Below are 13,682 nucleotides of genomic sequence, written 5' to 3'. Positions count from 1 at the left end.
AAGCCCATGCCTGAATTACCAGAAGTCGAAGTCACCCGCCGCGGGGTCGCGCCCCATTTGGAAGGGCGCACCGTCAGCGGCGTCGTACTGCGCCACACCGGCCTGCGCTGGCCTTTCCCCGAGGGCTTGCACACCATGCTGGCCGGGCGCGTGATCCGCAGCACCGGGCGGCGCGGCAAATATCTGCTGATCCATTTCGACCATGGCACGCTCATCGTGCACCTGGGCATGTCCGGCCACCTGCGCATCCTGCCGCCGGGCATCGCGCCGCAGAAGCACGACCACTTCGACCTCGAAGTCGGCGGCCAGGTCATGCGCATGACCGACCCGCGCCGCTTCGGTGCCATCCTGTGGCATGACCTCAGCGACGGCGACATCGAAGAGCACCTGCTGCTGCGCAGCCTGGGGCTGGAGCCGCTGGAAGACAAGTTCAGCGCGCGCGAGCTGTTCAACCAGACGCGCGGCCGCAGCGCGCCCATCAAGCAGGTGCTGCTGGCGGGCGACATCGTGGTCGGGGTCGGCAACATCTATGCGTCGGAAAGCCTGTTCAAGGCCCGCATCAATCCCAAGACCCCGGCGTACAAGATCAGTCTGGCGCGCTATGAGCGCCTGGCCGAAGCCATCCGCGAGACGCTGGCCGCCGCCATCGAGCAGGGCGGCAGCACGCTGCGCGACTTCATTGCAGTCAACGGTCAGTCGGGTTACTTCCAGCAGAATTATTTCGTCTACAACCGTACCGGCGAGCCCTGCCGCATCTGCGCGGCACCGATCCGCCAGATCAAGCAGGGCCAGCGCTCCACCTTCTACTGCGTGAGCTGCCAGAAATGAAGGGACTTGTCGAATCGCGCCGCAAGAAGGCGTCCACCGCCGAGAACGCGGGCGCGCAGTATGAAGATCCCTCCTTTTCGGCGGAGGTCATCGCCTGGCAGAAGCAGCATGGCCGTCACAAGCTGCCCTGGCAGAACACGCGCGATGCCTATCGCGTGTGGCTCTCAGAGATCATGCTGCAGCAGACGCAGGTCGCTGCCGTGATTCCGTATTACCAGCGCTTCCTGGAGCGCTGTCCGGATGTCTTCGCGCTGGCCGCCGCCCCCTCGGAGGACGTGATGGCGCTGTGGAGCGGCCTGGGCTACTACACGCGCGCGCGCAATCTGCACAAGTGCGCGCAGCGGGTGGTGGCTGAATACGGTGGCCGCTTCCCGGACGATCCGGCGCTGCTGGCCGACCTGCCCGGCATCGGGCGTTCAACTGCAGCCGCCATCGCCGCCTTTTCCTATGGACGCCGCGCGGCCATCCTCGACGGCAACGTCAAGCGCGTCTTTGCGCGCGTGTTCGGAGTGGATGGCTATCCCGGTGCCAAGCCGGTCGAAGACCAGCTGTGGCTGCGCGCGGTGGCCCTGCTGCCGGAAGAGGATATCGAGTCCTACACCCAAGGCCTGATGGACCTGGGCGCGACGCTGTGCGTGCGCGGCAAGCCGGCTTGCACGCGCTGTCCGCTGGCCGGACGCTGCGTGGCGCTGGCCGAGGATCGCGTGGCCGAACTGCCGGTGAGCAAACCGAAGAAAGCCGTGCCGGAAAAGGAAACGGTGATGCTGGTCATCACCCAGGGCGAGGATGTGCTGCTGGAGCAGCGCCCCGACAGCGGCATCTGGGGCGGCCTGCTGTCGCTGCCGGAAATCGGCGTCGGCAATGCCGAACACTTCGACATTGCCGTGCGCACCGTGGTGGCGCCCTATGGCGAGCTCGATGGCTGCCGCAAGCTGCAGCCGTTCTCGCACGTCTTCACGCACTTCAAGCTGCATGTGGCACCGTTCCAGGTTGCCCTGAAGAACCGCAGCCATCGCATCGCCGAAGGCGGGCTGGTGTGGTATCCGGCGCGCAATCTGGCCGATGCGCCCTTGCCGGCACCGGTCAAGAAACTCTTGCTGGGGGTCTTGCGGGCGGACGATCTGCTGGCCAGTGCCTGAACAGTTCACCTGACAGTTGCGGGTCTCACACCTGACACTTCAAGTCCCCGCACCTGACACTTCGGAAGCGCGCACCTGTCAGTTCAGTTGGCGATGCCTGCACACCACCTGTTCAGTGGCGCGGAAATGACTGGCCAGTTGTTCAGCCAGATAGACCGAACGATGCTGGCCACCGGTGCAGCCGATGGCCACGGTGAGATAGCTGCGGTTGTCGTTCTTGAAGGAGGGCAGCCACTTTTCGACGAAGCCGCGGATGTCGTTGTACATCTCGGCCACTTCCGGATAGGCCACCAGGAACTCGATCACCGGCGCATCGCGTCCGGTCAGCGGGCGCAGTTCGGCGTCATAGTGCGGATTGGGCAGCATGCGCACGTCGAACACCAGGTCGGCATCCAGCGGCAGGCCGTGCTTGAAGCCGAAGGATTCGATGAGCAGGGTCAGCGGCGAGCGTTCCAGGTCCACCAGGTCCTTGACCCAGCGGCGCAGCTTGTTGGAGCTGAGCTGTGAGGTGTCCATGACCAGGCCGATGTCTTGCAGGTCGCCCAGCATGTCCTTTTCCAGCGCGATGCACTCGGTCAGGGTCAGGCGGTCCGATGAGGTCGGGCGGCCCGGCAGCAGGCGGTGCGACAGCGGATGGCTGCGGCGTGTCTCGGAGAAGCGGGTGATGAGGGTTTCGTCGGAGGCGGTCAGGAAGAACACCTTGACGTCATGGCCATCGGCGCGCAACTGCTCGATGTCGGTGCGCAGCGTGGCCAGTGAATCGGCACTGCGGGCATCGGTGGCCACGGCCAGCATGCTTGCACCTTCCTTGATGCGGGTCTGCACCAGGTCGCACAGCAGGGAGGGCGGGAGATTGTCGACGCAGAAATAGCCAGCGTCTTCCAGCACGTGAAGTGCTACCGATTTGCCGGAGCCGGAAATGCCGGTGATCAGAACGATTCGCATGGCGGAATCATAACGCATCACCCGTGCCTGCGTGGCGGCACGGGTAGGCCAACGCGCCACCGAAAGTTTTCCCGACGAGCGGGAAAATTGCGTCCGGCTTGTCCGGCTTATTCGCCGTTCATGGCGCGCCGCTGGCGCTCGATGAATTCCTTGAGGGTATCGATGCCGCGCAGTTGCAGGATGGTGTTGCGCACGGCGGCTTCGAGCAGCACCGCGATGTTGCGGCCGGCCGCCACGGGAATGACCACCTTGCGGATCGGCAGGCCCAGTACTTCTTCATATTGCGCATCCAGCGGCAGGCGCTCGTAGTTTTCTTCCAGTGTGCTGCGGCGGACCAGGTGGACGATGAGCTTCAGGCGCATCTTGCGGCGCACGGCGGTCTCGCCAAAGATGGCCTTGATGTCCAGCAGACCCAGGCCGCGCACTTCCAGCAGGTTGGCCAACAACGGCGGGCAGCGGCCCTCGATCATGTTGGGCGCGATGCGCGCGAACTCCACCGCATCATCGGCCACCAGGCCGTGGCTGCGCGAGATCAGTTCAAGACCCAGTTCGCTCTTGCCCAGTCCCGATTCACCGGTGATCAACACGCCCACGCCCAGCACGTCCATGAACACGCCGTGCATGGTGATCTGCTGCGCCAGTTTCTTGGAGAGATACACGCGCAGATAATCGATCACCTGCGCGGCCGGCAACGGCGTGGAAAACAGCGGGATGTTCTTTTCATCGCACACGGCCAGGATATCGGGCGGGGTCGACAGGCCTTGCGCGATGATGAAGGCGGGCGGCTCACCGGCCACCAGTTCGGCGGTCTGGTAGGCGCGCGAAGTGTTGGAGAGGCGGTTGTAGTACTCGATTTCCTGATGGCCGAAGACCTGCAGGCGGCCGGGGTGGATCAGGTTCAGGTGGCCGACCTGGTCGGAGGCCGAGACGGCATCGCCCGAGATCAGGCGCTCGCCGCCGGGGAAGCCGGCGAACCAGCCCAGTTGCAGGGATTCACGGTTTTCTTCGTACAGCTGCTGAATCGACAACGCGGAATAATTGGGCATGGAGATCCGGATCTGCTCACAGAATAGGGTGCGGAATTGCCGCCGGCTTGGTGCAGCCTGATTGTGCCGGCCTCAGCCGGCTTTTTCCATCGAGGTCTGCCAGGTCACGATGCGGGCATGCACCACGGCAGGGTCGGACTCGACGGTGAGTTCATTGCGGAAGGCATCGTCGGAAAACATCTCGGCGATTTCCGAGAGGATTTCCAGATGCTGCTGTGTCACGTTGTCGGGAATGAGCAGGAACACCAGCAGCTTGACCGGTTGACCATCGGGCGACTCGAAGGGAATCGGTGCGGCCAGGCGCATGAACAGCGCCAGCGGCGCCTTCAGGCCCTTGATGCGGCCGTGCGGCACGGCCACGCCATGCCCCAGTCCGGTCGAACCCAGACGCTCTCGTGCGAACAGGTTTTCGGAAACGGTGGAGCGCGCGATGCCGCTGTTGTTTTCGAAGGTCAGGCCGGCTTGTTCGAAAGCTCTTTTTTTGCTGGACACTTCCAGATCCAGAACCACGTTTTCTGGAGACAGGATTTTTGCGAGATTAGTCATGACGCTCAAGGAATTGCTACGGACTGAAGCTTTGAGCAGGATTATAGGCTTCTTTGCCGATGCCGGAAGGCTTTGAAAGCGCTGAACAGGAGGGGATTTCGGGCAGAAAACCCCGAATTGCCACGAGTTTCATACGAAAGATCGATGATCGTTGGCAACAAGTTGCCGCAAGGGATATCACGCCGTGATGGTTGGCGATGATGTGTGACGATGTGTGGAAAAAAGCGCGGCAGGAAAGGGCGGCTCATCTGTTGCCCGGTCACATCGGCCCGGACGAATGCCGCAAAGCAGACCCGCCGGCATGCACCGGCGGGCTGAAGAGCATTACATCTCGATGCGGCCGAAGATCAGCAGCACGTCGCCATTGTTCTTGTTGGCCGACAGGCGCGGCACGTAGGCGAACATGATCTTGGCCTTCTGCGTACCGATGGAGGCCAGCGGCAGCGGTACCGGGAAGGGGATGCTGTTGAAGTAATCCTGGCGGCTCATCAGCATGGCCGTGCCGCCCAGGCCCAGTTCCAGCCCGGTCTTGGCGATCGGGAATACCCATTCATAGGCATAGCCGGCCATGTACTGCGGATGGCGGTGCGAATCCTTGATCACGAAGCCGTACAGGGATTCATCATTGCCCTGCTCGTTGCGCAGGGTCTTGCCGTAACCGGCACCCCAGGCATGTTCGTTGAGTTCATTGAGTTTGTCGCGGCTGTAGGTGCTGCGGCCGTGGTGCGCCACGCCGGACAGGTAGATGGCGTCATCGCCCTGGTTCCAGATCCTGGAGGCGTGGTCCTTGGTTTGCTGCCAGAGGCTGTACTGGTTGTCTTCGGCGTGGGCGGCAGGGGCCAGGGCCAAGGTGGCGGCAGAGACGAGGGCGGCTTTGCGCAATATCGCGCCAAAAGTGAAGGTTTCGGCCTGGCACCGGAGCTGGGTGGTGGTTTTCATGGTTGTTATTGAAGGGAAAAGCAAAAAAACGCGACGGCAAGTGGGTAAGCGAGGGGATGTGCAGGCGGCTCGGTGACCACGGAACAGGCAAAAGGCGAGTCGCCGGCCAGCTCATCCACAGCTTGTGTGGACTGCCATCGTGGCAAAAATATCCCGCTAGGTGGATCTTGCTGAAGCGCAAGATGTTACCAAATCATGGCGGCCATGGCTGTCCCCACGGGACAACGACACCGCTGGTCGCAAGATTTTGTAACAATTTGCTGACACTCCGTGGTGTTGGCACCACGGAGAACAGCCTGCAGGGATGAATTGTCGACGCTTACTGGCGCGCGTTGCGCAGTTGCGAAGGGGGCTTGGCGCTGGAGAAATTGCTGCGCCAGGGATTGATGTCCAGCCCGCCGCGCCGCGTGTAGCGAGCGTAGACCGCCAGCTTCTGCGGTTTGCAGTGGCGCAGGATGTCGGTGAAGATGCGTTCCACGCATTGCTCGTGGAATTCATTGTGTTCGCGGAATCCGATGATGTACTTCAGCAGCCGTTCCTGGTCGATGGGCGCGCCCACGTACTGGATCTGCACGCTGCCCCAGTCGGGCTGGCTGGTCACCGGGCAGTTGGACTTGAGCAGGTGCGACACCAGGTTTTCTTCCACCGTGGCTTCGTCGGTATTGGCACGCAGCAGGCTGCCGTCGGGATGGGCCGCGCCGGTGGCCGGTTCGATTTCCACATCGAGCCGGTCCAGCAGCAGGCCCGAGAGTTCACCAAACTGCATCTGTCCGAACTGCGAGGATTCGGTCAGCGTCACCTGCACGCTGGCGCCGGCGGCGGCCGACAGGTCGGTGCGCATCTTGGTGATCAGTTCGTCGGCGCTTTCCAGACGTTCCTGGTTGAAGGAGTTCAGATATAGCTTGAATGACTTCGACTCGATGATGTTGGGCGAATCGGCCGGCACCATGAAGGTGGCGATGGCGATCTGGGGTTTGCCGCGCAGGTTCAGCCAGGAGATTTCATAAGCCGTCCACAGGTCCACGCCGAAGAAGGGCAGGGTGCCGCTGATCTGCAATTCGGCGCGCTTGGGCGCGCGCGGAATCGGGAACAGCAGGCTCGGATCGTAATGCGTCGGATATTCCGAGCTCTTGCCCAGGGGAGAACTTTCCGGCGAATGTCCGACGGTGGATGCGGGCGGGTTGGTGTGGTCCATATGAATACTCCTGCGGTGCTGCGGGTGACGTTCTGTGATGTTGCCGCCGCGCGTCGGTGAATTGGCGCGCGGCGTCGGCGTTGATCAGCCGAGGAAGAGCTTGTACAGCGGGTTCTTCGTTTCGTCCCAGTGGCGATAACCCAGCTGGGCCAGGAAGGCGCGGAATTCCTTCATTTCCTTCTTCGGCACTTGCACACCGATCAGGATGCGGCCGACATCGCCGCCCTGGTTGCGGTAGTGGAACAGGCTGATGTTCCAGCCCGGGTTCATGCTGGAAAGGAACTTCATCAACGCGCCCGGACGTTCCGGGAATTCAAAGCGATACAGCAGTTCATCGCCCGCCAGTTCACTCTTGCCGCCCACCAGGTGACGGATGTGGACCTTGGCCAGTTCATCATGGGTCAGGTCCAGCACGCCAAAGCCTGCCTTCTCGAAATTGCGCGCGATCTTGCCTGCTTCATCCGCTGCCGATACCTGGATACCGACGAACACATGGGCCGCCTTGGCATCGCTGATGCGGTAGTTGAATTCGGTGACGTTGCGCGGGCCGACCGTTTCGCAGAAGCGGCGGAAGCTGCCGCGTTCTTCGGGAATGGTGACGGCGAAGACCGCTTCACGCGCCTCGCCGTTGTCTGCCATTTCGGCCACGAAGCGCAGGCGGTCGAAGTTCATGTTGGCACCGCAGGCGATGGTGATCAAGGACTCGCCCTTGATCGGCTTCTTGCTGGCCTTGGCACGTTCCACATAGGCCTTGGCTCCGGCCACGGCCAGCGCGCCGGCGGGTTCGACGATGCTGCGGGTGTCCTGGAAGATGTCCTTGATGGCGGTGCAGACGGCATCGGTGTCGACGATGATGACTTCGTCCACCAGCTCCTTGGCGATGCGGAAGGTTTCTTCACCTACCAGCTTGACCGCCGTGCCATCCGAGAACAGGCCCACGTCCGGCAGGGCCACGCGGCGGCCGGCTTTCAGGCTGCGCGCCATGGCGTCGGAGTCGGTGGTCTGTACGCCGATGATCTTGATGTCCGGCCGCACTGCCTTGACGTAGGAGGCCACGCCTGCGATCAGGCCGCCACCGCCGATGGCCACGAAGATGGCGTGGATCGGTTCCGGGTGCTGGCGCAGGATTTCCATGCCCACCGTGCCCTGGCCGGCGATCACGTAAGGATCGTCGAAGGGGTGGACGAAGGTCAGCTTCTGCTTCTTTTCCAGCGTCAAGGCGTGTTCGTAGGCATCGGTGAAGGAGTCGCCGAAGAGCACCACTTCACCGCCGCGCGCCTTGACGGCATCGATCTTCACCTGCGGGGTGGTGGTGGGCATGACGATCACGGCGCGGCAGCCCAGGCGGGCTGCGGAGAGCGCCACGCCCTGGGCGTGGTTGCCGGCCGAGGCGCAGATGACGCCGCGCTTCAGTTGCGCCGGCGTCAGGTGGGCCATCTTGTTGTAGGCGCCGCGCAGCTTGAAGCTGAACACGCTCTGCATGTCTTCACGCTTGAAGTAAATTCGATTATCAATCCTTTGCGACAGCGTATTCGCCAGTTCCAGCGGGGTTTCTTGGGCGACGTCGTAGACGCGGGCGGTCAGGATCTTTTTCAGATAATCGTTACTCATGTTGGTCATCAATGAAGTGAAGTCAGGCGAGCAGCAGCGGGTTCAGGCGCGGTCATATCGCAATCAGGGTAAAAGGAATCAAGGCTGGGTAAGCCGCTTGGGATTTCCTCCTGGGCCGGGCTGGCAGGTCACCGGTCCGGGCCAGGGGAACTGGGCATTATAAAGGACCGCACCGGGGCCGCTGCAAGCGCGTATTCTGGCGGTTATGGAGCTGAATCTTTCTTCACTTCTTGAATTCAGCCCCGGCGGCACCAGCTAGAATGCACGCTGCGCCACCACACCGGCTTGACGGGTGGCAAGTTTTCCTCCTGGCTGCGGCCAGCCGATTCCACCTACCTGCCTCCTGCATGATCGAATCCGCCGTCCTCTGGCTGCTCAATATCCTCGCCATTCCTACCGTCGGCCTGACCTCGGTGTTCCTGATCAGCTTCATTTCGGCCACCCTGCTGCCGCTGGGTTCTGAACCGGCGGTGTTTGCCGTCATCAAGGCCAGTCCGGAGATGTTCTGGCCGGTGATCCTGGTGGCCACCTTCGGCAACACCCTGGGCGGCATCGTCGACTACTGGATGGGCTATGGGGCCAAGCAGGCCTTCGCCAAGGAGCGCTCCTCGCGCTGGTTCCACTGGCTGGAGCGTTTCGGTGCCAAGACCATGCTGCTGGCCTGGCTGCCCGGCATCGGAGATCCCATCTGTACGCTGGCCGGCTGGCTGCGGCTGCCGTTCTGGCCTTCGGTGTTCTACATGGCCATCGGCAAGTTCATCCGCTACGTGCTCATGACCTGGCTGCTGCTGAACGTGCCGGATGGCTTCTGGCACAAGCTGGGCAGCTGGCTGGCGTAAATTCCTGAAAAGATGAAGCAAAACGGCGCCGCAAGGGCGCCGTGGCAGGGATTCCGGGAGGCAGGTGAATCATCCTGCCAACGTCGGCACCAGGTTCTCGACCAGGCGGATCGCCAGGAAGGTCGCCGTCACACCCAGCACGGCCAGGTGGCGGGTCTTGAGCTTCATGGTCAGGCCGGTGTCTTCGTTGAGGATGGCGGTATGCATGGTGATCTCCTTGTAGCGTCGTCGCGGGCCGCTCAGGCCTTGCATTGGGCGTAGTCGGCCAGGGTAATGGCCAGGTTTTCCAGGAATTCGGTCATCAGGGTTTGCAACATGGGGCCTCCTTGGCGGGATGGGTCAGGGCATGTCCCTGATGGCTGAGTAGTTGAGATGGATTATAGATTTTGGCAATCGATTTTTAGAAATTGATTGTTATTATGAATCCAATTGGTAGAGGCTATTGCCGCGTTGCTCGCTGCAAACGTCGCCGATCCGCCGCACAAGGTCTCTCAAAGCTCATGCAAGCGCGCCCAAAACCCGGGTCGGGCCATCGCGAGTTTTGCCAATAGGCTAAAATGCACCTCCGGCAGCAGATTTACCTCATACATCAATGAACGCCCCCGCACAGATCCAGGCTTTGCTTACAGACGCGCCGCATGGCGCAGCGACACCGCGCTTGCGCGAAATCCCTTACAACTACACTTCCTTCTCCGATCGCGAGATCGTGATCCGGTTGTTGGGCGAAGCCTCCTGGTCCCTGCTGGACGAGCTGCGCGGCAAGCGCCAGACCGGCCGTTCGGCGCGCATGCTGTATGAAGTGTTGGGCGATATCTGGGTGGTCCGCCGCAATCCTTATCTGCAGGACGACCTGCTGGACAACCCCAAGCGCCGCGCCGCCCTGATCGAGGCGCTGAACCATCGCCTGAGCGAAGTCGACAAGCGCCGCCTGGCCACCGACCTGGCCGAATCCGGCGACGCCGAGGCCCAGCGCCGCAGCGCCAGCGTGGAAGCCTTGCTGAAGGCGGCCCGCAAGGCCATCGGCGATTTCGCCGAAGAGTTCCGCCAGACCTATGACCTGCGCAAGCGCGCCACCAAGGTACTGGGCCGCTATACCGCCAAGGACAACATCAAGTTCGATGGCCTCTCGCGCGTCTCCCACGTGACCGACGCCACCGACTGGCGCGTCGAGTATCCCTTCGTGGTGCTGACCCCGGACAGCGAAGACGAGATGGCCGGCCTGGTCAAGGCCTGTATCGAACTGGGCCTGACCATCATCCCGCGCGGCGGCGGCACCGGCTACACCGGCGGTGCGATTCCGCTGACGCCCATGTCGGCCGTCATCAATACCGAAAAACTGGAACAGCTGGGCGCGGTCGAGATGGAAATCCTGCCCGGCCTGGACAAGCCTTACGCCACCATCTACTCGGGTGCCGGCGTGGTCACCAAGCGCGTCTCGGATGCGGCTGAGAAGGCCGGCTTCGTCTTCGCGGTGGACCCGACCTCGGCTGAAGCCTCCTGCATCGGCGGCAACGTCGCCATGAACGCCGGCGGCAAGAAGGCCGTGCTGTGGGGCACCGCGCTGGACAACCTGGCCAGCTGGCGCATGGTGGATCCGCAGGGTGACTGGCTGGAAGTGACCCGCCTGGACCACAACCTGGGCAAGATCCACGACGTCGAAGTGGCACGCTTCAAGCTGGAGTGGTCGCATCCCGGCGAAAAGGGCCAGAAGACCGAAGTCTTCAAGACCGAGATCCTGGAAATCTCCGGCAAGAAATTCCGCAAGGAAGGCCTGGGCAAGGACGTCACCGACAAATTCCTCTCGGGCCTGCCCGGCGTGCAGAAGGAAGGCTGTGACGGCCTGATCACTTCGGCCCGCTGGATCCTGCACAAGATGCCCAAGCAGACCCGCACGGTCTGCCTGGAATTCTTCGGCCAGGCGCGCGATGCGATTCCCTCGATCGTCGAAATCAAGGATTACCTCGACGCCGAAACCAAAAAGGGCGGCGCCATCCTGGCCGGCCTGGAACACCTGGACGAGCGCTACCTGCGCGCGGTCGGCTATGCCACCAAGTCCAAGCGCGGCGTGCTGCCCAAGATGGTGCTGATCGGCGACATCGTCGGCGATGACGAGAATGCCGTGGCCGCTGCCGCGTCGGAAGTCATCCGCATGGCCAACAACCGTGTGGGCGAAGGCTTCGTGGCCGTGAGCCCGGAAGCGCGCAAGAAATTCTGGCTGGACCGTTCGCGCACGGCGGCCATCGCCAAGCACACCAATGCCTTCAAGATCAACGAAGACGTGGTGATCCCGCTGAACCGCATGGGTGAATACACCGACGGCATCGAGCGCATCAACATCGAGCTGTCGATCAAGAACAAGCTGCAACTGCTGGCCGAACTGGACAGCTTCTTCGTCAAGGGCAACCTGCCGCTGGGCAAGAGCGACGACGCCGAGGGTGATGACATCCCCGCCGCCGAGATGCTGGAAGACCGCGTCCACCAGGCCGAGAGCCTGCTGGAACAGACCCACGCACGCTGGTCCTACCTGCTGGCCAACCTGGACAAGCCGCTGGGTGAAGCCAAGGGCGAACTGGCCGCGCTGGGCCTGGAAAAGATGCTGCCGGTGTTCGAGCAGCGCCTGCTTGACCAGCCCGAAGCCGCCGTCTTCCACGTGGTGCAGGATCGCACCGTGCGCATCTCCTGGAAGCAGGAAGTGCGGGCGCAACTGCGCCAGATCTTCTCGGGCGCGGCCTTCAAGCTGATCCTGGAAGAATGCCAGGCCATCCACAAGCGCGTGCTGCGCGGCCGCGTCTTCGTGGCCCTGCACATGCACGCGGGTGATGGCAACGTGCACACCAACCTCCCGGTCAATTCCGACCATTACGAAATGCTGCAGGATGCCCACGTCGCCGTGGCACGCATCATGAAGCTGGCCCGTTCGCTCAATGGCGTGATCTCGGGCGAACACGGCATCGGCATCACCAAGCTGGAATTCCTGACCGAAGACGAGATCGGCGAATTCCGCGAATACAAGAAGCGCGTGGACCCGGAAGGCCGCTTCAACAAGGGCAAGCTCCTGAACCTGCCCGGCATGGAAGCCGACCTGTCCAACGCCTACACGCCTTCGTTCGGCCTGATGGGCCACGAGTCGCTGATCATGCAGCAGAGCGACATCGGTGCGATTGCCAGCAGCGTCAAGGACTGCCTGCGCTGCGGCAAGTGCAAGCCGGTCTGCTCGACCCACGTGCCGCGCGCCAACCTGCTGTACTCGCCGCGCAACAAGATCCTGGCGACCTCGCTGCTGGTGGAAGCCTTCCTCTATGAAGAGCAGACCCGCCGTGGCGTCTCCATCAAGCATTGGGAAGAGTTCGAGGACGTGGCCGACCACTGCACGGTGTGCCACAAGTGCGTCACGCCTTGCCCGGTCGATATCGACTTCGGCGATGTCTCGATGAACATGCGCAACCTGCTGCGCAAGATGGGCAAGAAGTCCTTCAATGCCGGTACCAATGCGGCCATGTTCTTCTTGAACGCCACCGACCCGGCCACCATCAACGCCACCCGCAAGGTGATGACGCAGTGGGGCTTCAAGGCGCAGCGCCTGGGCAACGACCTGATGAAGAAGTTTGCCAAGAAGCAGACCCAGAAACCGCCCGCCACCGTCGGCAAGCCGCCGGTCAAGGAGCAGGTCATCCACTTCATCAACAAGAAGATGCCGGGCAACCTGCCCAAGAAGACCGCCCGCGCGCTGCTCGATATCGAGGACGACAAGATCGTCCCCATCATCCGCAACCCCAAGACCACCACGGCCGATACGGAAGCGGTGTTCTATTTCCCGGGCTGCGGATCGGAGCGCCTGTTCTCGCAGGTCGGCCTGGCCACGCAAGCGATGCTGTGGAACGTGGGCGTGCAGACGGTGCTGCCGCCGGGCTACCTGTGCTGCGGTTATCCGCAACGTGGTACCGGCGACTTCGAAAAGGGCGAGAAGATCATCACCGACAACCGCGTGCTGTTCCATCGCATGGCCAATACGCTGAACTACCTCGACATCAAGACCGTCGTGGTGTCCTGCGGTACCTGCTACGACCAGCTGCAGGGGTATGAATTCGAGAAGATCTTCCCCGGCTGCCGCATCATCGACATCCACGAATACCTGCTGGAGAAGGGCGTCAAGCTGGAAGGCGTGACCGGTACCCGCTACATGTACCACGACCCCTGCCACAGCCCGATGAAGCAGCAGGATCCGCTGAAGACCGTCAACTCGCTCATCACCACGGTGGACGCGCAGAAGATCGAGAAGAACGATCGCTGCTGCGGCGAGTCGGGTACTTTCGGTGTGTCGCGTCCGGATGTCTCGACCCAGGTCCGCTTCCGCAAGGAAGAGGAGATGAAGAAGGGCAGCGACAAGGTCCGCGCCGATGGCTTCACCGGCGACGTCAAGATCCTGACCTCCTGCCCGTCCTGCTTCCAGGGCCTGTCGCGCTACAACGAGGATGCCGGCACCACCGCCGACTACATCGTGGTGGAAATGGCGCGTCACCTGCTGGGCGAAAACTGGATGCCGGAATACGTCGAGCGCGCCAACAATGGCGGCATCGAACGTATCCTGGTGTAA

Annotated in this window: 11 protein-coding genes; 4 read left to right on the top strand and 7 right to left on the bottom strand. The window is 62.4% G+C overall.

Features of this window, described 5'->3' with window-relative positions:
* The first annotated feature begins 6 nt into the window (after positions 1–6).
* Positions 7–828 carry a bifunctional DNA-formamidopyrimidine glycosylase/DNA-(apurinic or apyrimidinic site) lyase gene (mutM, locus tag E2K99_RS20105; RefSeq protein ID WP_134223331.1) on the top strand — a complete coding sequence of 274 codons (822 nt, stop codon included), beginning with the start codon at positions 7–9 and terminating at the stop codon, positions 826–828.
* Positions 825–1,967, top strand: a complete 1,143-nt coding sequence (gene mutY, locus E2K99_RS20100) for an A/G-specific adenine glycosylase (RefSeq protein WP_134223330.1) — start codon at positions 825–827, stop codon at positions 1,965–1,967. The genes mutM and mutY overlap by 4 nt, the downstream gene beginning before the upstream one ends.
* Positions 1,968–2,045: 78 nt before the next feature.
* Here mutY and rapZ read toward each other — a convergent pair whose 3' ends face one another.
* The 6 genes from rapZ to ilvA form a co-directional block, all read right to left on the bottom strand.
* The gene (rapZ, locus tag E2K99_RS20095; protein ID WP_039784163.1) at positions 2,046–2,912 is read right to left on the bottom strand and encodes an RNase adapter RapZ; all 867 of its coding nucleotides are present in this window, start codon (positions 2,910–2,912) and stop codon (positions 2,046–2,048) included.
* A gap of 107 nt (positions 2,913–3,019) precedes the next feature.
* Positions 3,020–3,958, bottom strand: a complete 939-nt coding sequence (gene hprK, locus E2K99_RS20090) for an HPr(Ser) kinase/phosphatase (protein WP_034330851.1) — start codon at positions 3,956–3,958, stop codon at positions 3,020–3,022.
* Between the two features lie 72 nt (positions 3,959–4,030).
* Complete coding sequence (locus tag E2K99_RS20085; RefSeq protein WP_034330862.1) at positions 4,031–4,504, bottom strand: PTS sugar transporter subunit IIA; 474 nt, start codon at positions 4,502–4,504, stop codon at positions 4,031–4,033.
* A gap of 324 nt (positions 4,505–4,828) precedes the next feature.
* Positions 4,829–5,443 carry a hypothetical protein gene (locus E2K99_RS20080; RefSeq protein ID WP_134223329.1) on the bottom strand — a complete coding sequence of 205 codons (615 nt, stop codon included), beginning with the start codon at positions 5,441–5,443 and terminating at the stop codon, positions 4,829–4,831.
* Between the two features lie 319 nt (positions 5,444–5,762).
* The gene (queF, locus tag E2K99_RS20075) at positions 5,763–6,638 is read right to left on the bottom strand and encodes an NADPH-dependent 7-cyano-7-deazaguanine reductase QueF (protein WP_134223328.1); all 876 of its coding nucleotides are present in this window, start codon (positions 6,636–6,638) and stop codon (positions 5,763–5,765) included.
* Positions 6,639–6,722: 84 nt separating this feature from the next.
* Positions 6,723–8,258, bottom strand: a complete 1,536-nt coding sequence (gene ilvA, locus E2K99_RS20070; protein ID WP_276321805.1) for a threonine ammonia-lyase, biosynthetic — start codon at positions 8,256–8,258, stop codon at positions 6,723–6,725.
* Between the two features lie 338 nt (positions 8,259–8,596).
* Between ilvA and E2K99_RS20065 the strand changes: the two genes are divergently transcribed.
* Positions 8,597–9,088 (top strand): YqaA family protein, encoded by a 492-nt coding sequence (locus tag E2K99_RS20065; RefSeq protein ID WP_121045834.1) that lies wholly within the window; start codon positions 8,597–8,599, stop codon positions 9,086–9,088.
* Positions 9,089–9,157: 69 nt separating this feature from the next.
* Here the strand turns inward: E2K99_RS20065 and E2K99_RS25600 are convergent, their stop codons facing one another.
* Positions 9,158–9,295, bottom strand: a complete 138-nt coding sequence (locus E2K99_RS25600) for a hypothetical protein (RefSeq protein WP_166675087.1) — start codon at positions 9,293–9,295, stop codon at positions 9,158–9,160.
* A gap of 385 nt (positions 9,296–9,680) precedes the next feature.
* Here E2K99_RS25600 and E2K99_RS20060 point away from each other — a divergent pair, with 385 nt between their 5' ends.
* Entirely contained in the window at positions 9,681–13,682 is a 4,002-nt protein-coding gene (locus tag E2K99_RS20060; protein ID WP_134223326.1) for a DUF3683 domain-containing protein, read from the top strand.

It is taken from the genome of Herbaspirillum huttiense (genome assembly GCF_004367745.1).
GTDB classification, from domain to species: Bacteria; Pseudomonadota; Gammaproteobacteria; order Burkholderiales; family Burkholderiaceae_D; genus Herbaspirillum; species Herbaspirillum huttiense.
This window is presented reverse-complemented; position numbering and strand designations above follow the sequence as displayed.